Here is a 24,566-nt window from a genome sequence, read left to right as displayed (position 1 = left end):
CCAAGGCCGCCTCGCGGACCAAGGGCGATTCGAACCAGATTCGAAGTCAATCGCGCGCAAAGGCGCAAACGCTCGTCAATTGCCTTCCTCGTGCAGACTGAGTTTGCTCGTGACGCCCGTGACCCCCGCAACCTGACGCGCCGCATCGATTGCGGTTCGCTCCTGGGTGGGATCGTTGATCAGCCCGACGAGAACCACCTTGCCCGTGCCTGCATTCGCAAAAACGACGATGTCCGCTTCGCCCAGTGCACGGTCCTTGTAGATCGCGCGCTGAACGGTGCGTGCAAACTGACGATTCGCCTCGCGTGCGGATGATTTGCTCGACGCCTTCTGCACCGCATCGCCGTTCGCCTCGGCGCCCACCATACCCGACGACTCGACCGCGTTCTGCGCAAAAACCATCGACGAAAACAGCAGTGCGAAACACCCGGTCATTACCGTTTGAAGCTTCATCGCGGCACCTCCATTGTTGGGTGAAACGAAATCCAGATGAATCCGCGTTGATACTACGCCGCACGTCACCGAGCTTCTTTCGAAAACATACGAGGGATTGCGGAGATGAACGGTAGTGCCCGATATTCCTTATTCGCACGTTTTGCGCAGGCGCACTGAGCGCGGCGCCGTTTCGCGGAAGCGGCTAACCTGCGAGCAGACATCACCGGTTTGTTGGTCGGGAGAGCCAGATGGATACCAAGCCGAATACCGCGCGCTCGGGGACACGTTCGCTCGTCATCATCGTGCTTGTCGCTGCGGTGCTCGTCATCGCGTTTTGCTTCACGGCGGGCTGGCTTTCTCCCGGCCGGCTGACGCCGGCCAAACTCATCGACGCGCTCGCACCGCCCGGTGGAGCGGCGCCCGGATTCCGGCGAAATCACGCCAAGGGGATCTGCTTCACGGGCGTTTTCGAGTCCAGTGGCGCAGCGGCATCCGTCTCGAAGGCGCCGATGTTCGTTGCCGGCACCTATCCCGTGACCGGACGTTTCAATCTCGGGTCCCCCGACCCCAAGGCGGCCGATGCGGCCGTTCGCGTGCGCGGGCTCGGCCTGCGCGTCGTCACGCCTGACGGCAGCGAGTGGCGCTCGGCGATGATCGATGCGCCGTTCTTCGCGGTGTCGACGCCCGAGGCGTTCTATGCGTTGCTGCAGGCGTTGGGAAAGAAGGACGACCCCGACGCGATGAAGCAGTTCATTGCGGCTCACCCGGAGTTCCCCGCGTTCGGCGCGTGGCTCACGAAAACGCCGATGACGTCCTCGTTTGCCGAAGAGCAGTTCAACAGCCTCGACAGCTTTGTGTTTACCAATACGGCCGGGCAGGACAGCACGGTGCGCTGGTCCTTCGTGCCTTCTGCGAAGCCTGAACTGCTCTCTGCCGACCAGTTGAAGCAGCGCGGGCCCAATTTTCTCGACGCGGATATCGTGCAGCGCGTAGCCAATGCGCCGCAACGATGGACGATGATCGTCACCGTCGCCAATCCCGGCGACCCGAGCGCCGATCCGAGCAAGGCATGGCCCGACGATCGCCGCAAGATTTCAGCAGGCACGCTGGTCGTGCAAGCGATCGAGCCCGAAGCCGACGGCCCGTGCCGCGATCTCAACTTCGACCCGACGGTGCTTCCGCCCGGCATGCATGTCTCGGACGATCCGTTCCCTGCGGCACGCTCGGCCGCGTATTCCGTGTCGTTCAACAGAAGGGCCGCCGAAGCCGGCGACTATCCCCATACCGCCGCGGCAGGAGTCGCACAATGAACCCGACCGGCCAACGCTTCTCGACGCTGCAGCGCCTGCTCCACTGGCTCATGGCGCTTGCGATTCTCGCCATGCTGTTCATCGGCGTGGGTATGGTGTCCACCATTCGCTCCGACCATCTCACGCTGCTTTCCATCCACAAGCCGCTCGGCATTCTGATTCTCGTGCTCGCCCTGATTCGCCTTGCGGTAAGACTGGTAAAAGGTGCGCCGCCGTTGCCCGCCGGGATGCCGCCCGTCATGAAGCTCGCCGCGCATCTCTCGCATCTTGCCTTCTATCTTTTGATGATCGCGTTGCCGCTGCTTGGCTGGAGCATGCTCTCTGCCGGGGACTATCCGGTGGTGGTTGCCGGCGTGCGCTTGCCCCCCATTTCGCCGCACAGCGACATATTGCACACGCTGTTCTGGAATTCGCACAAATTTCTCGCGCTACTGTTTTTCTTCCTTATCGTCGCTCATATCGCTGCCGCGCTTTTGCACGCGCTGATCCGGCGCGACGGCGTATTCGAAGCCATGGCGCCGTGGGGCGATACCGTTTCGGGCATGCCAGTCGATAACGGCCTCGTCGCCGGCAAGACCTCCAGCCGCAACTAGGTCACGGCGGCACACCGGCATGCCCGAGGGGTCACGGCACGCCGTAGTCGACGCCCGGCAATTCGAACTCGAATACGGCGCCCGTGGGCACGTTCGCGTGGACCTGCAACGTGCCACCATGCGCTTCGACGATGGAACGGCAGATCGACAGGCCCATCCCCATGCCCGCAGCCTTCGTGGTGAAGAACGGTTCGAACAGCCGTTCGGCATCCGCTTCGCCGATGCCCGGTCCCGTATCGCTTACCGTTATCCGCACGGTGTTGGCGTCGCCGGCGCGCGTGGCGATCGTCAGTTGCCGCACGCCGTCGGCGCAATCACTCATTGCCTCGAACGCGTTGATGATCAGGTTCATGACGACCTGCTGAAACTGGACGCGGTCGCCCTCCACCGTCGGCACATCCGCCTCCAGGTTTTCGTGCAACGTAACACGGTGTTTCGACGCTTCGCCGCGCGTTAACACGATGACCTCGCGAATCGCGTCGTTGACCAGAAATAACTCCTGCTTCGCCAGCTGCTTTTTGACGAGCGCCCTGATCCGTCGAATCACGTCATTGGCGCGCGTGCCGTTCTTCACGACGCGCGCGATAGCCGCACGCACCTCGCCCAGATTGGGCGGGCTTGCGTCCAGCCAGTGCGTGGCGGCTTGCGCATTGAACACCGCCGATGCGATAGGCTGCGTGATCTCATGACTGATCGAAGCGGTGAGATGCCCCAGCGAGGCAACGCGGTTCGCGTGGGTCAGCTCCATTTCGATTTCGTGCGAGCGCTGCTCATGGCTCCTTGCGTCCGCCTCGGCGCGTTTGCGCTCCGTGAGATCGACGACGAACGCCACTACCTGCTCCGGTGAACTGCTGAACATCGCGGCACCCAGCAGCACCGCGACGCGGCTGCCGTCGGCGCGGATATACTCCTTCTCGATAGGCGGCAGCACACCCTTCTTTCGCAATTCGGCAATGGCCGCCAGATCCTGCTCATGCCACTCGTCGGGCGTAATCCGCCTGCAGTCGACGAGCCCCGCCGCAAGATCGTCCTTGCTGTAACCGATCAAGCGCAGAAACGCCTCGTTGGCTTCGTAAATCGGGCCCACGAAATCCCAGATAAAGACGCCCACGATATTCGCATCGACAAGACGGCGAATTTTCGCCTCGCGCTCCGCGAGATCGCGATACAGGCGGGAATTCTCGAACGAAATCGCCGCCTGGGAAGCCAACAGCTTCAGCACGGCCACCCGGCTCGCGGTGAACACGCTGGTGGCGAGATTGTTTTCGAGGTAGAGCAAGGCAATTGGTTTGCCCTGGTGCAGCAAAGGCATGCAGGCCACCGAGTGCGTATGGCGCTCCAGAAAATATCGATCCGACGAAAAGTCGTGCCGGGCGCTCGCGTCGTGAATGATGACGTTCTCGCGCGTCCTGGTCACATACTGGAATATCGACACGGGCAAGCGCCCGCTCTCCGCGGTCCGTTTTTCCAGACTGACCGCGATCACCCCGTCGCCTGTCGTCGCTTCGGCCTCGATATGAAAGGCGGCGTCGCTTACGACGATCAACAGACCGCGGTCCGCGCCCGCATGTTCGACGGCCGTGCGCATCACCGTCTGAATCAGGTTGTCGAGCACGATCTCGCTCGAAATCGCCTTCGAGACCCTGATGACCGTGGCGAGATCGAGATGCTCGACAGACGCTTCCATGCTGCTGACCACCGAGTAAGGCGGATTGGGCTGCTCGATGCGCGGATGTAACGCATCGAGTTGCCGAACCTTGCCTTTCGCGCCCCATCGCGCGAACGCCTGCCGCGCGTTCCCCAGATACATGTCGCCAATTTCCGCCAGCCCTCGCGCAGCGTAGAAACGCGCGGCCGCCTGACACGCTACAGCCTCGTTGTGGACGAAGCCGTTTTCGCGCGCAGAGCGGGTCGCGAGATCGTAAAGCTGTTCCGCTTGCGCAATGTCCCCACGAATGCGCGCCATTTCCGCACCCACGAGCGCCGCGCGGTTCACGAAATTCTGCGGGCAATGCAAAGCCCATTTCTCGAGATGGGCCAGATGAGCACGGATCGCATCGACATGCGCCTGCCGCTCCGGCATGCCCGCTTCGCTCCAGCAGGCCGAATGACTGAGCGCGCCGTAGAAGTGAAACTCCGCCGTTTCGAACTGCGAGGTCGCGACCCACAACACCTTTTCGGCGTGTTGTTCCGCAGCGAGCGCCTCGGCAAATTCGTCGGCGAGATATCTCGCCTGCAATTTGCGCGTCCAGTAGTCGAACGCGGGGAGCGCCAGGGTCGGGGAGCTGCGCAAATGGTCTTCGAATGCCGCCTCGTCGAATTGCGCGTCATCGAACGAGCCAAAGCGTTCGGTCTCCCCGCGCAGGGTCCTCACGAGCCCCCGATACGTGACGAGCATGTCCGTGACGAGCTGAAACCGGACGCGTTCGGAAATCGCCACTGCCCTGTCCACTTCGCTCTGCACGTCTTCGAGATTGTCCCCGACCGAAACGAGATTCTGAGTCAGATCGCAGAGGATATACAGCGTATAAGTCAGGTCGCCGCTTTCGTTCGCCATCTCGAGCGCCCGCCGGATCGGCTCGCGTCCTTCGAGGACGTGACGCGCCCAGGGCACCACGATATTGCCGAACGAGGTATAGGTGCGGGCGCGGTACTTCGTGAGGTGTTTTTTCTCCACCAGATCGAGGCCGAGGCGGCCAAAGCGATAGCCGGCCTCGTATTGATCGAAAACCGGACCGGCATACGTCGCGAGCCACACGTATGCATAGCAGGACGCGTCGCTATTGCCGTATTCGAGGCTCAGATTGACCATCCGGCACAGTACCAATGCGCAGAGATGCTGGTCGGTGAAGAACGCCGGCGTCACGATTTCCGTCAGCACGTCGAGCGTATCCTGCACTTCGGGATCGTCGAGCAACGGCAAATCGATCAGGTCCTCGATCTCCCGCTCGCCGAGCAGCGCGGCGATCCGCTCGAATTCGCACCGGACCGCCTTTTCGTCGGGATGAGGCGACCAGTCCGTTCCGCGTTCCCGCAGATATTGCAGGCAGATCTCGACGCTGCGCTCGCTCTGGTCCAGCGTCGTATAGAGCGTGATGCGCAGCCGCGTCACCCTCGCAGCATGATGCCTCGTTCTCGCACGCCGCACGAGCCCGGAGAGCCGCGCCTGCGCCGAATGCGTCTTCGTGCTCAGCAGTTCGCACTCGGCGAGCAGATATTCGATGGAGAAAAGCAGGTCGTAGTTAGCGATCCAGTCGGCGTCCGTCAACAGCGACCGGCCGACGCCAAGATAGGCAAGCGCGGAATCGAACGCCGTCGCGGCCTTTGCGCGTTGCGCCGCCATGAGATTGAGTTGCGCCACCTGCTCGCGTTCCGCGCGCCCTTCTAGTTGCCGCGTGGCGCGATTGAACTGGCTGACGATGTCGAAAATGGCGTCTTCGCGATTCACCGGAGGCGTATTGTCGAGCAGTCGCCTGCCGATGCGCAAATGCATCGACGGTCGCGCCGATTCGTCAACGAGCGTGTACGCGGCTTCCTGCACCCTGTCGTGAAGAAAGCGATAGGCACCGCCGGCGCAAAGTACCAGTCCCGCCTGCACCGCAGGCGCAAGCGCTTCGCGTATTGCCTCATCCGGCAACTCGCAGATCGTCTCGAGCAGCGCGACGTTCGCGGCATTGCCGATGCAGGCAAACTGCTTCAGGACGACCTGCGTGCGCTCGGGCAGCCGGCCCAGCTTGTCCAGCATCAGCGCGACGACGTTCTCCGTGTAGCCTTTGGCATGAATTTGCTGCAGGTCCCACGACCATCGGCTGGCGACGTGATCGAACGTCAGCAAGCCCTCATCCGCAAGCGCCGAAAGGAACTGGAGCGTGAAAAAGGGATTGCCGCCGGTCTTCTTGTGCAGCAAGCGGGCCAGCGGCACGGCGCGTGTGGTGGGGCAATGCAACGCGTCACACACGAGTTGTTCGAGGTGCAGATTCGCGAGCGGTGCGAGCACGATGTCGCGGACAGGCGCGCCCGACGCGCGGATGGCCTCCATTTTCTGTGCGAGCGGATGCTCCGTACCCACCTCGTTGTTCCGGTATGCGCCCACCACCAGCAGGTGCTCGGTGTCGCCGTGCACGACCAGGTCTTCGAGGAATTCGAGCGTCGCAATGTCGAGCCATTGCAGATCGTCGATAAAAATCGTCAGTGGGTGCTCGGGGCGAGCGAACACGGAAATGAAGCGGCGAAAGACGAGATGGAAACGCCTTCGCGCATCCTGTTCCGCCAGCGGCGGCACGGGCAATTGCTCGCCGATGATCATGGCCAGTTCAGGCACCAGATCGACGATCAATTGACCATTGGGGCCCAATGCGCGTCGAAATTCCTCGCGCCACACCGCAAGCTCGTTTTCACTGTTGCCCAACAGCAATCGAACGCCTGAGCGAAACGCCATGGCGAGCGACGCGTAGGGAATATCACGAGCAAACTGGTCGAACTTCCCGGCGAGGAACAGCCCTCGTCTAGGCACGAGGGCCTTGTGCAATTCGTTGACGACCGCGGATTTCCCAACGCCCGAGTAACCGGCAACGAGCACGAGTTCGCTGCGCCCTTCCTTCGACACACGCTCGAAGGCGGCAAGGAGCGCGGCGACTTCCGCACTGCGGCCATAAAGTGTTTCCGGTATCAGCAATTGATCGGGCATGTCGAATTGCGCAAGCGCGAAGCTAGCAACCTGCCCGTGCGTTTCCCAATGCGCGAGGCAACGCCGCAGATCGTGGACGATGCCGGCCGCCGTTTGATATCGATCTTCGGCGGTCTTGGCCAGCAGCTTCATGACGATTGCCGAAACCGGCTGCGCGAGCGACGGCACGAGATCGGCCGGCGAAAGAGGCTGCCGCGCGATATGGCAATGCACGAGCTCCATCGGATCGGTTGCGCTGAACGGCAACTGGCCCGTCAACAACCAGTAGAACACCACGCCCAGCGCATAGAGATCGCTGCGCGAATCGATCGACCGGTTCATCCGCCCGGTTTGCTCGGGCGCCATGAAAGCAAGCGTTCCCGCAATGAATTCCGGAGGCACCGGCAACTGACGTTCGCGCTGAACCACCGATGCGATGCCAAAGCCCGTGAAACGCACCGCCCCATTCGCTCTGTTCAGCAAGATATGGCGTGGATTGATATCGCGGTGGACGATCCCTCTTGCATGCACTTTGCCCAATGCATTCGCGATGGTCACGCCAAGGCGCAGAAATTCAACCGGCGTCACGGGAACGGCAAGCGTTTCGAGCGGCTCGTCGCCGGCGTCTTCGAGCACCAGCATCGTCTGCCCCTGCTCGTCCAGCAGTTGCAGTGGGCGCGCCGCGGCGGGGCAGTCGAGCTTGTCGGCAAGCGCGTATTCGTGCGCGAGGCGACCCACCACCTCGCGGTTTGACTGATTGCGCGCGGGGCACACTATCAGCACGGATTCGCGCGTGTCATCGTCCACTCGCCGTTTGCCGCGGCAGACGACATAGGCGCCATCATTCCACGCGGCTTGAAGCGATTCGACAGACTTAGCGTCGGGCCAAGGGGCCAATCGCATCGACTGATACTCCCAGGAAGCCGGCGAAATGCATCGGCAATTCAAATAACGGCGCCTTGCCGTATTAACTCGATGCCCTGCTTCAGTCTATGCCAAGAGCATGATTGGCGACGACCAAACGGCCCGCTGCACCCAGCATTTTCCGCGAACAATTGGGGCGCCAAGCATGAGGACATCGAGGAGACAGACGCCTGAGGGCGCGTGTCACGGGAAGGACAGGTCTAGAGGTATCGACGTTATACACGACAACCCGATGCCGTGCTTTTCGGGCGTTCCGCTTCGGGATTCCGGAAATGGCGCGGCCGTCTGGGAGAATGACGGCCGTGTTGCCGTGCTGGCGATTGCCTGCTATTGGGCCGAACCTTTCGCTGTTTGCTGACGCAGCTTTTCCACTTCGCGCGGGGATACGGGCGGCGCCCCGTTATTCCAGCCGCTGCGTATAAAGGTCAGAACATTGGCGATCTGCTCGTCGTCGAGCACGTCAGCGAATCTGGGCATCGGGTATGGCGCGGGTACACCACCGATAACGATGTCTTCCGTGCCATTCAAGGTCACGTTGATCAAGGAAAGCGGCTGGGCCGCCAGTACGTTCGGGTTGCCGGCAAGCGGCGCCAGCAGCGGTGGAAACCCTCTTCCGTCCGGGCCGTGACAATGCATGCAGAAAGCCGTATAAACGCGCGCGCCGGCGTCGTTTGCCGGGCGCCCGAGCGACACCTTCGTCGCTTTAGCGTCATAGGCATAGTCAGGACCGCCCGATCCGCCCACAGCGGGCAGCGACTTCAGGTAGCGCGAAATCGCCGCGAGGTCGGCATCGGACATCGACTGGCTGCTATGGTTGATCACACTCGTCATCGAACCGAAGGCGGCCGCGTGTAGATTCGCCCCCGTTTTCAGGAATTGCGTGATATCCGCCTCCGACCAGCGACCCAAACCCGCGTTGTAGTCTCCCGTGAGATTCGAAGCGAACCAGTTATCCACGGGCGCGCCCGTCAAATAAACGCTGCCGCTCTCGTCGAGCGCCTTTTCCTGAAAGCCGATGCCGCGTGGCGTATGGCACGACCCGCAGTGTCCGAGCCCTTGAACCAGATAGGCCCCGCGATTCCAGGCGACATCCTTGCCCGCCTTGTCCTCATACGCACCCTTGTGCAGGAACACCATATTCCAGAACATGAGCGGCCATCTCATGTTCAACGGCCACTTGATATCGGACTCGCGGTTCGTCTGCTTCACGGGTGCAACGCCTTTCATGAAGTAGGTATAAAGCGCGTGCACGTCGCTGTCGCTGACCTTCGCATACGATGGGTAAGGCATGGCCGGATACAGATTGTGGCCGTCTCTGGCCACCCCTTCACGCAGGGCTCGTGCGAAGTCCGCTTCGGTGTAGCGGCCAATGCCGGTATCGGGATCGGGGGTGATGTTCGTCGAATAGATGGCGCCCATCGGCGTCATCATTTTCAGTCCACCCACGAACGGCTTGCCATGTTGCGTCAGGTGGCAGGCTACGCAATCGCCCACCTTCGCGAGATACTCGCCACGCTGGATCAGCGCCGCGTCATCCGCGCAAGCCAGGCTCGAAACCATCGGAACCGTCAACACGGCCAATGCGCAATTGCGGACGAATGCCTTCAACGCCGTTCTCACTGTTGGCCTCCGTCTATACGGGCTGCAACTGCCTGCCCACCGGCAGATCGCGCAAACGCTTACCGGTTGCCGCATAAATTGCATTAGCGATAGCGGGCATCGCCGCCGACGTGCCGGGCTCGCCGATTCCGCCTGGCGCTTCGCCGCTCTTGACGATATGCACGAGAATTTCGGGCGCCTCATGAATGCGCAGTATCCGGTAGTCCGTAAAATTGCTTTGCAGCACGCGTCCCCGTTCAATCGTCACCTCGCTGTAAAGCGCGCCCGTGATGGCGAAGATCACGCCGCCCTGAATCTGCGCCTCCACCGTGTTCGGGTTGACGAACATCCCGCAATCCACGGCGCACACGACACGATTCACGCGCACCTCACCCTGCTCGACCGTAACCTCGGCGACCATCGACAGATAGCTGCCAAAGGCGTGCATGACGGAAACGCCTCGCCCCTGGCCCTTCGGCAATGCGCTTCCCCAACCCGAAAGCCGGGCGGCGATGTTGAGCACGTTCAGCGCGCGCGGCGACTTGGCGAGCAGATCGCGGCGATACTGCACGGGATCGGTTTTGGTCTGGACCGCAAGCTCGTCGATAAAGCTTTCGACGACGAACGTACCGCGCGTGGGGCCGACACCTCGCCAGAATGCAGTCGGGACCGCTTCCGGCTCTTGCCGCACGTAGTCGACAAGCTGATTCGGCAAGTCATAGGGAAGCGCGGCCGCCACTTCCACCGCGTCGGGGTCGACGCCGTTCTTGATCGTCGAAGGCGCGAAACGCGAAAGAATCGACGATCCGGCAATGCGATGCCGCCAGGCCACCGGTTTGCCATGCTCGTCGAGACCCGCCGAAATACGATCGTAGTAGTACGGGCGGTACATGTCGTGCTGGATGTCCTCTTCGCGCGTCCACGTCACCTTGACGGGCGCGTCCACCTGCTTCGCGACTTTCACCGCCTGGGTCACGCCATCCACCTCGAGGCGCCGCCCGAATCCGCCGCCGAGCAGGAAGTTGTGCACCACGACTTTGTCCGCCGGCAGTCCGGTGATCTTCGCTCCGGCGTCACGCGCGCGCGTCGGCACTTGCGTTCCGACCCAGATATCGCAGCTATCCTGCTGCACGTGCACCGTGCAATTCATCGGCTCCATGGTCGCGTGCGCAAGGAATGGCTGACGATAGACCGCGTCCACACGCGTCTTCGCGCCTGCGAATGCACCGTCCACGTCCCCTTCCTTGCGCGCGATCGCGCCTTCGCCCTGTGAAGCGCGCTCCAGATCGTCGACGATCGTCTTGATCGATACCGACGCGCCCGCCCCTTCGTCCCAACCGATCTTCAACGCCGCCGCGCCGCGCTTCGCCGCCCAGGTATGGTCGCCGACCACGGCCACGCCATTGTCGATCTTGACGACCTGGCGCACGCCCGGGATCTTCCTGGCCGCGCTATCGTCCACCGCTGCGAGTCTTCCGCCGAACACGGGGCAGTTGACGATCACCGCGTACACCATGCCGGGCAGCCGCACATCCAGCCCGAACATCGCGCTGCCGTCCACCTTTTCGGGCGAGTCGAGCCGCCGCACCGTCGTGCCGATGAGCTTGAAGTCTTTCGGGTCCTTCAGCTCGACGTCGTCCGGCACCGGCAGCTTGCCGGCGGCTTCCGTGAGTTGGCCATAGGCGAGCGTGCGATTCGTGGCGGCGTCAACGACCTCGCCGTTCTGCGCGTGACACGTCGCGGGGTCGACCTGCCACTGCTGCGCGGCGGCGTTGACGAGCAGTGCGCGCGCCGTGGCGCCGGCGCGCCGCATCGGTTCCCACGCGTAGCGGATCGACGTCGATCCGCCCGTCAACTGACCGCCTAGCAACGGGTCGAAGAACAGCTTCTCATTCGGCGGCGCGTGGTCGAGCGTGACGCTGTCGAGCGGGACCTCCAGCTCTTCTGCGATCAGCATCGGGATCGCGGTGTACACGCCCTGTCCCATTTCGACCTTCGGAATAATGAGCGTCACCTTCCCCGACGTGTCGATCTGCACGAACGCATTCGGCGCAAGCACACCGCCCTGCGCCGTCTCGACGCCGTCGCCGCCAATCACCGTCTTGCGTACGTCGCCCTCGCTGCGCGCGGGCAAGCTGAACCCGAGTATCAACCCGCCGCTGCCCAGCACCGCCACGCTCGCGCCGAACTTCAGAAAAGCTCTGCGGGTAAGGCCGTTTTGCGCTTCGTCTCGCGGTTCACCGTTTTGCGCATCAAGGAGTCCCTGCGACACGTCACGCCTCCTTGACCGCCTGTTTGATCGCCGCGCGAATGCGGTTATAGGTGCCGCAACGGCAGATATTGCCCGCCATCGCCGCATCGATATCGGCGTCGCTCGGGTTCGCGTTCTGCGCGAGCAGCGACGCCGCCTGCATCACCTGTCCCGACTGGCAATAACCGCACTGAACCACATCGAGCTTGCGCCAGGCGGCCTGAATCCGCCTTCCCGCGGGTGTCTCGCCCACTGCCTCGATGGTCGTGATCTTGCGCTCGCCCACGGCCCCAACGGGATAGACGCACGAGCGGACCGCGGCGCCATCGACATGGATGGTGCAGGCGCCGCACTGCGCGATTCCGCAGCCGAATTTGGTGCCCGTGAGCCCGACGAGGTCACGCAACACCCACAGCACAGGCATGTCGGGCGGCGCGTCCACCGTCCGCGGTTGACCGTTGACTTCAAGCGTTACCATCAAGACTCCTGATCAGTGCGTTCCGGCGCAATCGATGCACGGCGCTTAACCCTGCTTCATGACCATCAACCGCAGCTCCGTCATATCCTCGATCGCGTAACGCACGCCTTCGCGCCCGATGCCCGAATCTTTCACGCCGCCATACGGCATGTTGTCGACGCGGAAGGACGAAATGTCGTTGATGACCACACCGCCCACATCCAGTTCATCCCACGCGCGGTGCGCGTGCGAGAGCGAATCGGTAAACACGCCTGCCTGCAGCCCGAAATCACTGTCGTTGACCGTGACGAGCGCTTTTTCGAAATCGTCGAATTTCTCGAGGATGGCCACGGGCCCGAACGCTTCCTTCCGGTAGAGATTGGTATCGCGCCCGACGTTCTCGACGAGTGTCGCCTCGAACATCGCGCCTTCCACTTTCCCGCCCGCGATGATGGACGCACCGGCCGCCACGGCGCTTTCCATCCAGCCCGCAAGCCGGCGCGACTCGGACACCGATATCATCGGGCCGACGAAGGTCGCCTCGTCCTTGGGGTCTCCCGCCTTGAGCGATTTCGTTTTTGCAATCAGCCTCTCGCGCAATTCGTCATAAAGCGAAGCGTGCACGAGAATCCGCTGCACGTGAATGCAGCTTTGGCCCGACTGATAGAACGCGCCGAATGCGAGGCGCTCGACGACATAGTCGAGTTTCTCCTGTTGATCGCCATCGACGATCACGGCCGCATTGCCGCCCAGTTCGAGCACGACCTTCTTCTTGCCCGCTTTCGCCTTCAATTCCCAACCCACTCCCGGCGAACCCGTGAACGAAAGCAGCTTGAAACGCTCGTCGGTCGTGAAGAGATCGGCGCCGTCGCGATGGGCGGGAAGAATCGAAAACGCGCCCTTGGGCAGATCGGTTTCCGCCATGATCTCGCCGATGATGAGCGCGCCGATGGGCGTGCGGCTCGCGGGCTTCAACACGAACGGAACGCCACAGGCCAGCGCCGGTGCCACCTTGTGGGCGGCGAGGTTCAGCGGGAAGTTGAACGGCGAGACAAACGAGCACGGACCGATCGGAACCCGCTTCACATAGCCCTGGTATCCCTTCGCACGCTGCGAGATCTCGAGATTGATGATTTCGCCGCCGATGCGCACCGACTCTTCCGCCGCGACCTTGAACGTGTCGATCAGGCGGCTCACCTCGCCACGCGAATCCTTGATCGGCTTGCCCGCCTCGATACACAGCGCCACCGCCATTTCTTCGGCGCGCTCGCGAAAGCGCGCCACGCAGTGCTCGAGCACGGCTTGACGTCTATAGGGGGCAAACGTGCGCATCTCGGGCATTGCCGCTTCGGCGAAGCCAATGGCCTTGTCGATCGTTTTCGCGTCGGCCAGCGCAACGCACGTGGCGACTTCGCCGCTGAACTTGTCCGTCACCTCCAGATCGGTATTGGCGGCGACTGCCTCGTTCGCAAGGTAGTACGGGTAGCTCTCCTGCAACATGACGCGCTCTCCTTCTTTCAAGGCGACCGGATCCAGCATAGCCACCGGCCGCATGAGCGTCTTTTTGGAAGACACGCAAATTGTCCGCTCTCCACGAGGACGGGACGCGAAGCGCCGCCACGCTCGCGTCATCCGGCCTGCTTTGCCGCGCTGAGCGTAATCGTGCACGTCATGCCCATCGCGAGATGAACGTTGCGCGGCACGTTATCCAGATGAATCCGCACGGGCACGCGTTGGGCGAGGCGAATCCAGGTAAACACCGGGTCCACGTTCGCAAGCAGTTCGCTCTGCCCCGTGGGATTGTCGCGATCCACGATGCCGCTCGCGATGCTATCGACATGCCCGTCGATGTCCACCTTCGCGCCCAGCAGCCGGACAATCGCATGGTCGCCGACCTGAACGCCCTGTATCTTCGTTTCCTCGAAATAGCCATACACCCAGAACGAATGGGAATCGATCATGGCCATGCGCGCGACACCCGCCGTGGCGAAGTCCCCCGGGAACAGGTTCAGGTTCGTGATGTAGCCATCCGTCGGCGCCCGCACGCTGCTTCTTTCGAGGTCGAGCCGTGCGGTCTCGCGGCGCACGAGCGCCGCCTTGAGGCTCGCCTCGGCGGCCGCGTGAGCGGCGCGCGCCGCATCGAGCGTGGATTGGGACTGCTGCGACTGCCAGGCGTAGTCCGAACGCAACTCTTCCGATACGACATCGGCAGAGAGCTTCTCGCGCCTGGCCGCCTGATCCTTGCGCATCTTCAGTTCGTACTGGCTCGCATTCGAAAGCGACTCGGACTGCAGCAGCTGCGCCTGCGCGCGCGCGACATCGGCATCGGCCTGCTGCAGCGCATAGACGAAGCGGTCCGGATCGAGCACGTAGAGCACGTCGCCCTTGTGAACCCATGCGTTGTCCTTGACCCGAACTTCCTTCACGATGCCCGAAACGTCGGTCGACAGATTGATGACGTTTGCCCTCACGCGGCCGTCTCGCGTCCACGGCGAATACATATAGCGATCCCAGATCGCATGCATGAGCACGAGCGCAATCACGACCACGATCAGCGTGGTCGCAAAGCGTATGAAATACGGCTTGTTCATCTATCGCCTCGTTTTCATGCTGCGGCCCTGGGGCATCGGTCTTTACGTTCTCTGGACGATCAGCGCCGCACCGCAAAACAGCGTGACGAAGACCGCAACCCGGAACAGGCCCGGATGCCACGCGAACTGATAGGCACCGACCTTCGCCAGAAACATGTCCAGCGCCACGAATACGACGACGCTCCCCAAAAACACGAGCAGCAGCGTGGGCGCAAAAAAACCGTACAGGTCAATTTCCACGGGCATCGCTTTCCCCTGCCTTGGCGCCGGCCGGAAGCGCGTTGATCTGCGCGCCTCCGCCCAGGTCTTTCATCAGCAACACCCATTCGTCGACGCGTTGCGCATGGATCAGCGTGAGATCCCGCTCTTGCTCGAGCATGATCTTTTGCGCCACCAGCACGTCGAGATATTCGGTGATGCCCCCTCGATAGCCGCTGACCGCGAGATCGTAGGCGCGCCGCGACGATTGCCACGCCGCTTCGGCCGATTGCTGCTGAACGTCGAGCGACTGCAGCGACGTCACGTCCTGAGCGACGCTCTGCATGGCGGACAACACCGTGTCGTTGTATTTGAGCACCGCGTCGTCGTATTCGGCGTTCGCCACGCCGAAATTGGCGCGCCGGCGGCCCGCGTCGAAGATCGGCAATGACCCGGCAATGCCGACGCTATGTCCGACCGCGTCGCTATTGATGAAGTTGAAGAAACCGCCGAATGGCGCCAATGAGGCGAGCGAGGCGCTGGCGACCAGATCGATGTTGGGATAAAAGTCCGCGTGCGCGGCATCGATGTTTTTCGCGGCTTCCGCGGCTCGCCAGCGTTGCGCGACGACGTCGGCGCGATGCCCGATTAGTTCCGCGGGCAGGGCCGAAGGCAGCGCAGTGGCAACGTTGTCCGGCAGCGTCGGCGCCTTTAGGCGATCGCCAAAACCCGGCCCCTCGCCGACCAGATACGCAATCTGCAAACGGGCAAGCGCGATTTCGTTCAGCGTGCGCGCGATGTCGGTGCGGCCTGCTTCGTATTGTGCTTTCGCCTGACTCGCGTCGATCTCGCCGCTAATGCCGGCCGCGCGGCGCTTGACTGCGATATCCAGGTTGCGCGCCTGTTCCTCGTTGATCGACCGATAGACCGCGAGCAGCGCTTCCTGAAGCGCGAAACGCGTATAGGTGCGCGCAACGGCCGCTTCGAGTTCGACTTTGGCGAACTGGGCGTCCGCCACCGAGGCCTGCACGTGATTGAGTGCGCCTTGCTCGATTGCCCGATTCTTGCCCCAGAAGTCGAGGTCCCACGAAAGCGTGACCGCCGCGCCGTTGTTCCAGACCGTCGTGCCGCCAGGCGGCGAAGGGGTCGCGTAGCGCGGGAAGCGCGTGCGGGCGAAATGGCCCTCGCCCTCGATGTCGGGCAGTTCGTCCGCATGCGCCGCGCGCGCCTGCCAGATCGCGGCGGTGACGCGTGATCTGACGATCGCGAGCGTCGGGCTGCCCTTATCGGCCTGCTGCATCAACATGTCGAGCTGCGGGTCGCGCCAGCCAAGCCACCAGTCGCTCGCGGGCCAGTTCGCGTCGCTGACCGCGGTGCGCATGGCACTACCCGCGTCCACGCCCGCGGGATCGATATACGACGCCTCGGGCTTGATTCCTGCGCCGTCGATGCAGCCCGCGAGCACCGCGAGCGTGATCGACGACACGACACGCAGCGCGAACGCGCCAGCACCGGAAACCGCGCAGGCTCTCATGACGCCGCCGCCGTGACTGCCCCGAGGCGCGGCAGTTGGTCGGTCAGCGCGGCCCAGGTCGAGTAGAGCCTCGCGCGCATCTTCAGTATCGCGCGGCACTCGTCCGAGGCCGGATCGCCAGGGGGGCCGGCCAGCACGCTCAATGCCCGCCGGATCGCCGCCAGCGCCGTTTCGACCGATTCGGAATCGGCGCGCTGCGCCAGCCGCGCCATCGCGCTGAGCCATTCAGCCTGCGCGTCGGCCCACGCCGCCGGAAGCAGATCTGGCTGCGTGAATTCGAGGTTGCGCACCTTCATCAACGTGTTGACGAGCCATAGCTGGTCGAAGGCCCAACTCGTGGCGCGCTGCAGTTCGATCGGGGTGACGTGCGGCAACGTCGAGATATGCACGATCAGGTCGCGCATTGCGATTCCGACCTGTATGGCGTCGTTCGTATCGACAGGATCGCGCGCCGCGCGCTCCACGATCGAGCGAATCCGCGTCGCGGAGCGGCTCGCCATCCAGGCGCCTTCTCGCGAAACCACGAGAGAAAAGGCGACGGCGGAGACACCGATGCCGATGAGCAGGCCGAATCCGCGGTCGAGAATATAAGGCGGGTTGTAGACCGCGACGTTCGTTGGTGTGAGCACATAACAGAAGTAAATGTTGAACCCAGCGCCGAAAAGCGCGACACGCGGAAACGTATTGACGTAGCTGCCCAGCAACAGCACGATGCCCAGACACAGCGCGAACAGCGTGACGTCGTCGCCCAATGCGGGCATCACGAAGAAGTTCACGCCAAAGCCAACGATCCACGCGATCAGGCATCCGACAAAGACTTGCCAGCTCGCGACGGCTGGTGTCGGGCTCAATGAAAAGAATCCACTGGTAATGCCTGCCGCCACGACAGCGCTATAGCCGTTGTCCCATCCCGAGAGCACCCACGCGTATCCGACGACTGCCACCGCCAGCGCCGCGCGCAAGCCCGCTATCGCCGCCGTAAAGCCACTCGTATGCAGCGGAACGCTGCGAATGAACGCGACCGCTTCCGCGACGGGCTGCGTGAGCCGTACTCTCGGCGGATCGAGCAGTACCTTGCAGGTATTGCAGAACAGGCGGAGCGCCACGACCGCCGACCAGGCCTCGGCCGCGACCATGGCGATAGCCTCGTAACCGGATTCGTCCTGCTGTTCGTTGCCGCTCGTCCTGCGGTCGAGATAAAGCAGCAACGACGCCTCCAGTGCGCTCAATCTCTCGATCATGCGCTGGAGCCCGCTCGCCGTTTCCAGGCAGTCGGCATTTTCGTTCGCAATGACATTCGCCACCTTGCCGAATATCGCGTCAATGATCGGGCGAAGCGCCTTGCCTGTATTCGCCGAGTTGCGCTGCGCACGGAAGACGGAAAAGATGCGCGTGACGACACCGAGGTATGTCTTGTCCAGCTCCAGGAGCCCCTCGTCGCGCAAACGCATTTCCGGCTCTTCAAACACGGCAGCCGTGCGCAATCCCTCCATCGTTGCGCTCTCGCGAACCAGCTTGAGGTAGGTTTCAACCGGTTCATACCCAGGCTCGCCGCGCACCGCGCCGCGCAGCGAGTTCAACAATAGCGTCATCGCGTTTGCACGCCATTTGGTGAGCGCGGGCACGACCCTCTGCGGAAAAACCAGCGCACTCACGAGACTGCCGCTCGCCACACCAATGAGGACTTCGCTGATCGTATAGATGATGTTGTACGTCACGTCATAGGGCGTCGACCACTCGGGCACCGTGGTAATACACGCGGCATAGCCGGACAACACGAAGCCGTACGACTGATAGTTCTTATAGTACGAAGCCCCGGCGACGAAGAGCCCGACCCAGATTGCGAGACCGCCCAGGAAAAGACCGGGCTGCTGCGCGAACAGGATGATCAGTACCAGTCCTGCAAAGCATCCACAGATAATGCCCAGGGTCCGATAAAACGCGCGCGCGATCACCATTCCGCTTTGCTGATGGAACATCACGATCACCGCCGAGACCATGGCCGTGCCGGGTGCGCGTAGTTCGAGCCGCATGCATATCAGCATGCTCATGATCACGGCCAGCGCAGCCTTGAACGCGTGCACGATACGCGGCAGCTCGTCGCCGTACACGTCGGCAAATTCTTTGCGCAAGCCCTCCCAGGTCGTCATCATGTCCGCTTGACCTCACCCGTCAACCGCGCGCCGTACGACTCCTCCACTCGATCGTTCGGAATCGTTCTGGCATTTATATTAGCGCGATCAACGGGCCGCCTCTTTCGTGAAATGGCGAGGAATATTCTGGAACAACGGCGATTCGTGACTGCCGATCGATCAATTGCGCTATCCAATGCGTCGGAATGGAAGGATTGCCATTCATTGACTACCTTGAAAGCAAATCTCCTTTTAACGTAACGCCGTTAATCCAGAGGCGTCTACGTTCCACTCTTCCTGCGCGCCGTACGGGTAGCAGGCGTCCACGGCTGAAGCGAGAATCATCGCGCCGACGTTCCTCGGCGCCGGTCTCGTGGGGCGCGGACGAAAGATCTCGTCGCCTGGCGCGATCGACTTGCCGCTCATCGCGCAACGGCCGCTCACCCGCGAATGCGCGGCCACCCACAGCTGCTCCCGGTAGCAGCATTTGGTCGGATCGCGCCAGTCGATCGTCATCGAATGTGCGCTTGGCCGGTCGATGATACGCACGAATGGACGCCAGTCCGAAACAACGGCTTCCGCGCGGTGCCGGCATTTCGCAAGAAGAACGGGCTCCACGTCGACGATTTCCGACGTCCCCGGAATGGACAGCAGACCTATCGTGCGAATCCACGGATCGACGAAGTTTGTGTTGGTCAACATCGACGCCTCCTTGCTCTCGGCAATCACGTCCTGCGAGCCGATTCGATGAACCGGTCCTGCGTGTCACCAAGGTATCGCCGATCGTCGCGATGAGACAGCCCTACAAAGGGTTGTGCCGCGCGCATGAATTTTCCGCAACCCTATACCTTCGTTTAATTCCGTGCTGGAGGAACGCTTTCGACTGGCTCCATTGGCCCTGACGTAAATAACGGCTATATACTCACCGGGGGCACAGTGGGCACAGTGCTTGCGCACGCCTTCGAGTCGGCTGACTGAAAGGAATCGCCAATTCCTCGTGCACTTTTATACTTTCGTATGGTTACCGCGCCCCTGATGCCGGACTATTCTGCAATGCGAAAGTCTAACAACCTGCAGGACTGCCGCACTCCGCCTGGGCAGTCCGTCCGAGGGATCGCGTGACTCCAGTCGCTCTTGTCTCGATAGTCGAGGACGACGAGTCGGTTCGGGAATCAATCGAGAGTCTCATTCGAGCCATGGGATGGGAAGTCTTGACTTTCGACTCAGCCGACGCGTTCCTCCGTTCAGGCGCCGTGCCGAATACACGGTGCCTCATCTCGGACGTCACCATGCCGGGCATGTCGGGCCTGGAAATGCATGCCCAGTTGCGCTCGCAAGGCATTGCGCCGCCAACGATCTTCATTACCGCTTACCCAACCGCGCAGGACGAGACCGCGGCGCTCGCCAACGGCGCACTCGCCTATCTCGAGAAGCCAGTCGACTCGAGCGTCATACTCCAGAAGGTTCGACAGGCGGTCGGCAAGGCCTGAAATCCCGCTTGTCACTTCGATCGCTTCGCTCCATCGCCTCGTGCCATCTCTCGCTTTGACGCCAGTTGTGCTTCATCCCTATACGACGGTATAGGTCAGTGGCATTGCGTGCCGCATGTCGCATACCGCGGTAGTGTTTCCAACGCTGTCGTGGCGCGCTAGTGTGCTGATGTCGGACCGGATGCGGTCCGCTCATCCTGCTAGAAGGGGCTCACGATGGACGCCAACGCGCTCGATCTGTCACGGCTTCAGTTTGCCTTCACCGTATCCGTCCATATCATTTTTCCCGCGCTCAGTATCGGCCTCGCGAGTTTCCTTGCGGTCCTCGAGGCGTGCTACCTGAAAACCGGCAAGCCGCATTACAAGGCATTGTCGATGTACTGGGCGAAGATATTCGCCGTCGGCTTCGGCATGGGCGTCGTTTCGGGTGTCGTCATGGCCTATCAGTTCGGCACGAACTGGGCGGGTTTCTCGCGCTTTGCCGGCCCGATCACCGGTCCGCTTCTCACCTACGAGGTGATGACCGCCTTCTTTCTCGAAGCCGGATTTCTGGGCATCATGCTGTTCGGTTGGGAAAAGGTGGGCGCGAAGGCTCACTTCGCGGCCACGCTGCTCGTTGCCATCGGTACGCTCATCTCCACGTTCTGGATTCTGGCGTCCAACAGCTGGATGCAAACCCCCCAGGGATTCAGCATCGAAGACGGTCATGTCGTGCCCGTGGACTGGCTCGCCGTCATTTTCAATCCGTCGTTTCCTTATCGCCTCGCGCACATGACGATCGCAGCGTTTATCGTCGCTGCGCTGGTCGTTGCCGGGACAGGCGGGTGGCATCTTCTGCACGGGCGGCGCGACCCCGAAGTCAAGACCATGTATTCGATGGCGCTCTGGTTGCTCCTCTTTCTCGCTCCGATACAGGCTTTTGTCGGCGACCAGCATGGCTTGAACACCCGTCGCTATCAGCCCGTCAAGATCGCCGCGATCGAAGGTCTATGGGAAACGGAAAAAGGCGGCACGGCGCTCAATCTGATCGGCTTTCCCGACATGAACGCGGAAGTGACGCGCTACGCGATCCGGATTCCCCATCTCGGCAGCCTGATCCTCACGCATAGCTGGGATGGTGAAATTCTCGGGCTAAAGGAATTTCCCAAAGAAGACCGCCCGAATTCGAGCCTGATTTTCTGGACGTTCCGGATCATGGCGGGCCTTGGGGTACTGATGATCCTGACGGCGCTCGTGGGCGCGCTCCTGCGACGCAGCGAAAGACTCTTCGAGTTTCGCGCCTACCAATGGCTCACCGTCATCATGGGCCCAATGGGTATCGTCTCCCTCATTGCCGGCTGGATCACCACCGAAGCGGGCCGCCAGCCCTGGGTCGTATTCGGCGTATTGCGAACCAGAGATGCCGTCTCGCCTTTGACCTCCCAAAGCGCGGGCGTTTCCCTGCTGGTGTTCTTCATGGTTTATGTGCTCGTCTTCGGCACGGGCGTCTATTACATCCTCAAGCTCATCTACGCCGGTCCGCCTCTGGAAAGCGAACCCCCGGCGCCCCCCAATGTCGCGGAGCACCCCGGCGTGGGCGGCCGCCGTCCGCTCGCCGCGGCCACCGAGTAGTCGTACGCCAAACCAGATGCGCAATCCTTCAGGAGCCTGCCATGGATGTCACGGTAGTCTGGGCAACCATTATCGCCATCGGTCTTTTCATGTATATCGTCCTCGACGGGTTCGATCTGGGCATCGGGATGATTTTCCCGTTCTTCCCCTCCGACACGATCCGCGACATGCTGATGCACAGCATCGCCCCCGTATGGGACGGCAATGAGACGTGGCTCGTATTGGGCGGCGCGGCGTTGTTCGCCGCCTTTCCCATGGTGTACGCCGTCGCGCTCTCGGGGCTCTATTTGCCGATCATCTTCATGCTCGTGTGCCTGATTTTCCGCGGCGTCTCATTCGAGTTGCGCGGCAAGGCCAACCGGACGAAAAACCTCTGGAGTCTCGCCTTCATCTGCGGGTCTGCCGGCGCCGCATTCTTCCAGGGCGTGATCCTCGGCTCCTACCTGCAGGGCATTCCCGTGAAAGACGGCGTCTTCTCGGGGGACCCGTTCTTCTGGGTGTCCCCCTTCAGCTTCCTCACCGGCATGGGCCTCATGGTCACCTATGCGCTACAGGGCGCCACCTACCTCGTCATGAAGACGGAGGGCGATCTGCAGGACAGCCTGTTCGGGATCGTTTGGCCCATGACACTCGCGTTGCTGGCGTTCATCGTCGCCGTGAGCATCTGGACGCCGCTCACGGATGCCGAAGTCGCCGCGCGATGGTTTAGTTCGTCGTTCCGCTACGGCCTTTACCCGGTCCCGATTCTCGTTGCGGTAACGGCGGTCGCCATGTATCGGGCAGTCAAGAGGCGCTCCGATTTCGCACCCTTCCTGCTTTGCAATGCCCTGATCCTTCTTGGCTATCTTGGCCTGCTGCTCAGCATCTGGCCGTATGCCATTCCTCGTTCCGTGACGTTGTGGCAAGCGGCTTCACCGCGGTCGAGCCAGATATTTGCGCTCGTGGGCGCCGTGATCATCATCCCGATCATTGTCGTGTATACGACGGCGGGCTACTGGGTATTTCGCGGCAAAGTCCAGCAAGGCAGCCAGTATCATTGACGGAGGAGAGAACCATGTTGGATACCCCGCACGAAGAGCAGCCCACCCTCGGCAAGCGTATGACGTGGTTCGCCATACTCTGGCTGCTCGGCTTCGTTTTCACCGTCCTGCTCGCCATGCCCTTTCATTTTCTTGTCGTTGCGCTGCAGCGTTGATGGCGGCTGAACGCCCGATCATTTCAGATGCTGTGACTTGATCACCGACCGGAACCACCGCGGGTGGTGCTTTCTCGCCCACCCCGGCGTGACATAGCCGTGAAGCATCGCACCGAGCGTGCCGTCGATCCAGATTCCGGCGTAGATATGCACCATGATCGCCAGGATCAGGACGAACGCAACGAGCGAATGAACCAGCGCGGCGAAGCGCAGGACGTCAATGGCGAAGTACGCCGAGAAATAGCGCCGCCAGATGACGATGCCCGACAGCAGCAGCGCGATCATGCATGGCAACAGCGTCCAGAACAGCATCTTCTGGCCGCCGTTGTAGCGGGCCACCTCGGGCAGTCCTTCTTCGCGATTCTGGAGAATCTGCAGGATGCGCAGCAGCCATTGAATGTCGCTGAGTTCGATGAGGTTGTGGCGCCAGTAGCGCATCGCAAGGCAAGAGAACGCCGAAAACATGACGAGGCCGATGAACGGATGCAGGATTCTCATCCACTGGCCACCGCCGAACAGCGCCGAAAGCCAGAACATGGCCGGATGAAACAGCGCAAGCCCCGACAACGCGAGCAAGACGAAACTCAGTGCCGTGATCCAGTGGATGGTGCGTTCGTTGGCGTTATAACGCTCGATCAGGAGATCGGGCCTGCGGTCAGTGCTGTTCATCTTTTGCCCCCTGGCTGGCCTCTATCTCAGCGCGCGCCGCTTCCTCGTCGGACTCGTGCACCCGGTTCGGCCCGATCCGGACGTAGTGAAAAAAGGTCGTCAGCAGCGTGAGAAACAGCACCGCCAGCGCCAGCGGCTTGGCAACACTCTTCCACACCATGACGAGCGGATTGATGCGGGGCCGGTCGGGCAGACCGTGATAGAGAGAAGGCTGATCCGCGTGATGGAGGACATACATGACGTGCGTGCCACCGACCGCGGCCGGATCATAGAGCCCGGCATGCTCGAAACCGCGCCGCTTCAAATCCACGATTCGATCGGCGGCCTGTGCCTTCATGTCTTCCTTGGTGCCGAACATGATCGCCCCGGTCGGACAGGTCTTCGAGCAGGCAGGCTCCTGCCCGACCGCGACACGATCCGAGCAGAGCGTGCACTTGTACATGCGGTGGTCGGTCTTCGAGAGCCTCGGAATATTGAACGGACATCCGGCTATGCAGTAGCCACAGCCAATGCAATTCTCTTCATGAAAGTCGACGATGCCGTTCGTGTACTGCACGATGGCGCCCGGCGACGGGCAGGCCTTGAGACACCCGGGATCCTCGCAGTGCATGCAGCCATCCTTGCGGATGAGCCACTCCAGGTCGCCCTTGGGATTCACATATTCCGTGAAGCGCATCACGGTCCACGAGTGCTCCGATAGATCACGCGGGTTGTCGTAGACCCCGACGTTCTCGCCAATCTCGTCTCGCAGGTCGTTCCACTCCATGCAGGCGGTCTGACATGCCTTGCACCCGATGCATTTCGAAACGTCGATCAGCTTGGCCACCGTGCCGGTAACCGGAACCCGGTCGCCGGGCGGTGGCACGGTCGTGGCGGACAGCCGCCTGATATCCAGTGATTGCAGGGACACG

The 24,566-nt window shown here is 61.9% G+C and carries 19 protein-coding genes; 6 read left to right on the top strand and 13 right to left on the bottom strand.

What is annotated here, in order from left to right:
* Positions 1 to 75: 75 nt before the first annotated feature.
* Entirely contained in the window at positions 76 to 453 is a 378-nt protein-coding gene (locus tag AB4Y44_RS13450) for a BON domain-containing protein (protein WP_368699840.1), read from the bottom strand.
* Between the two features lie 230 nt (positions 454 to 683).
* Between AB4Y44_RS13450 and AB4Y44_RS13445 the strand changes: the two genes are divergently transcribed.
* Both AB4Y44_RS13445 and AB4Y44_RS13440 read left to right on the top strand, forming a co-directional pair.
* A complete protein-coding gene (locus AB4Y44_RS13445; protein ID WP_368699839.1) occupies positions 684 to 1,745 on the top strand; it encodes a catalase family peroxidase in 1,062 nt (353 codons plus the stop codon).
* Positions 1,742 to 2,338, top strand: a complete 597-nt coding sequence (locus tag AB4Y44_RS13440) for a cytochrome b (RefSeq protein WP_368699838.1) — start codon at positions 1,742 to 1,744, stop codon at positions 2,336 to 2,338. The genes AB4Y44_RS13445 and AB4Y44_RS13440 overlap by 4 nt, the downstream gene beginning before the upstream one ends.
* A 31-nt stretch (positions 2,339 to 2,369) precedes the next feature.
* On the opposite strand, the gene AB4Y44_RS13435 is transcribed toward AB4Y44_RS13440, so the two are convergent.
* The 10 genes from AB4Y44_RS13435 to AB4Y44_RS13390 form a co-directional block, all read right to left on the bottom strand.
* On the bottom strand, positions 2,370 to 7,907 hold the full coding sequence (locus AB4Y44_RS13435; protein ID WP_368699837.1) for an AAA family ATPase: 5,538 nt from the start codon (positions 7,905 to 7,907) through the stop codon (positions 2,370 to 2,372).
* Positions 7,908 to 8,255: 348 nt separating this feature from the next.
* Positions 8,256 to 9,488, bottom strand: coding sequence for a cytochrome c (locus AB4Y44_RS13430; protein WP_368699872.1), 1,233 nt, complete (start codon positions 9,486 to 9,488; stop codon positions 8,256 to 8,258).
* Between the two features lie 73 nt (positions 9,489 to 9,561).
* Positions 9,562 to 11,799, bottom strand: a complete 2,238-nt coding sequence (locus AB4Y44_RS13425) for a molybdopterin cofactor-binding domain-containing protein (RefSeq protein WP_368699836.1) — start codon at positions 11,797 to 11,799, stop codon at positions 9,562 to 9,564.
* Between the two features lies 1 nt (position 11,800).
* Positions 11,801 to 12,256, bottom strand: coding sequence for a (2Fe-2S)-binding protein (locus AB4Y44_RS13420; protein ID WP_368699835.1), 456 nt, complete (start codon positions 12,254 to 12,256; stop codon positions 11,801 to 11,803).
* Positions 12,257 to 12,301: 45 nt separating this feature from the next.
* A complete protein-coding gene (locus AB4Y44_RS13415) occupies positions 12,302 to 13,735 on the bottom strand; it encodes an aldehyde dehydrogenase family protein (protein WP_368699834.1) in 1,434 nt (477 codons plus the stop codon).
* 128 nt (positions 13,736 to 13,863) lie between these two features.
* Entirely contained in the window at positions 13,864 to 14,826 is a 963-nt protein-coding gene (locus tag AB4Y44_RS13410) for a biotin/lipoyl-binding protein (protein ID WP_368699833.1), read from the bottom strand.
* A 42-nt stretch (positions 14,827 to 14,868) separates the two neighbouring features.
* Complete coding sequence (locus AB4Y44_RS13405; RefSeq protein ID WP_368699832.1) at positions 14,869 to 15,072, bottom strand: DUF1656 domain-containing protein; 204 nt, start codon at positions 15,070 to 15,072, stop codon at positions 14,869 to 14,871.
* Entirely contained in the window at positions 15,056 to 16,558 is a 1,503-nt protein-coding gene (locus AB4Y44_RS13400) for an efflux transporter outer membrane subunit (RefSeq protein ID WP_368699831.1), read from the bottom strand. The genes AB4Y44_RS13405 and AB4Y44_RS13400 overlap by 17 nt, the downstream gene beginning before the upstream one ends.
* Positions 16,555 to 18,711: an FUSC family protein gene (locus tag AB4Y44_RS13395; protein ID WP_368699830.1), complete on the bottom strand. Its 2,157-nt coding sequence runs from the start codon at positions 18,709 to 18,711 to the stop codon at positions 16,555 to 16,557. Before AB4Y44_RS13395 ends, AB4Y44_RS13400 begins: the two co-directional genes overlap by 4 nt.
* A gap of 231 nt (positions 18,712 to 18,942) precedes the next feature.
* On the bottom strand, positions 18,943 to 19,392 hold the full coding sequence (locus AB4Y44_RS13390; protein WP_368699829.1) for a DUF3331 domain-containing protein: 450 nt from the start codon (positions 19,390 to 19,392) through the stop codon (positions 18,943 to 18,945).
* Positions 19,393 to 19,886: 494 nt separating this feature from the next.
* Here AB4Y44_RS13390 and AB4Y44_RS13385 point away from each other — a divergent pair, with 494 nt between their 5' ends.
* From AB4Y44_RS13385 to AB4Y44_RS13370, 4 genes are all read left to right on the top strand, one after another.
* Positions 19,887 to 20,180: a response regulator transcription factor gene (locus AB4Y44_RS13385; RefSeq protein ID WP_368699871.1), complete on the top strand. Its 294-nt coding sequence runs from the start codon at positions 19,887 to 19,889 to the stop codon at positions 20,178 to 20,180.
* A 216-nt stretch (positions 20,181 to 20,396) separates the two neighbouring features.
* On the top strand, positions 20,397 to 21,791 hold the full coding sequence (locus AB4Y44_RS13380; protein WP_368699828.1) for a cytochrome ubiquinol oxidase subunit I: 1,395 nt from the start codon (positions 20,397 to 20,399) through the stop codon (positions 21,789 to 21,791).
* A gap of 41 nt (positions 21,792 to 21,832) precedes the next feature.
* The gene (cydB, locus tag AB4Y44_RS13375) at positions 21,833 to 22,831 is read left to right on the top strand and encodes a cytochrome d ubiquinol oxidase subunit II (protein WP_368699827.1); all 999 of its coding nucleotides are present in this window, start codon (positions 21,833 to 21,835) and stop codon (positions 22,829 to 22,831) included.
* Between the two features lie 14 nt (positions 22,832 to 22,845).
* A complete protein-coding gene (locus AB4Y44_RS13370) occupies positions 22,846 to 22,986 on the top strand; it encodes a hypothetical protein (protein ID WP_368699826.1) in 141 nt (46 codons plus the stop codon).
* A gap of 18 nt (positions 22,987 to 23,004) precedes the next feature.
* Here the strand turns inward: AB4Y44_RS13370 and AB4Y44_RS13365 are convergent, their stop codons facing one another.
* Both AB4Y44_RS13365 and fdxH read right to left on the bottom strand, forming a co-directional pair.
* Entirely contained in the window at positions 23,005 to 23,655 is a 651-nt protein-coding gene (locus tag AB4Y44_RS13365; protein WP_368699825.1) for a formate dehydrogenase subunit gamma, read from the bottom strand.
* Positions 23,642 to 24,565: a formate dehydrogenase subunit beta gene (fdxH, locus tag AB4Y44_RS13360; RefSeq protein WP_368699824.1), complete on the bottom strand. Its 924-nt coding sequence runs from the start codon at positions 24,563 to 24,565 to the stop codon at positions 23,642 to 23,644. The genes AB4Y44_RS13365 and fdxH overlap by 14 nt, the downstream gene beginning before the upstream one ends.
* Position 24,566 lies beyond the last annotated feature (1 nt).

Source organism: Paraburkholderia sp. BR10937 (genome assembly GCF_040965695.1).
Lineage (GTDB): Bacteria > Pseudomonadota > Gammaproteobacteria > Burkholderiales > Burkholderiaceae > Paraburkholderia.
Note: the sequence above shows the minus strand (reverse complement) of the source record. Positions and strands in the feature narration are given on the sequence as shown.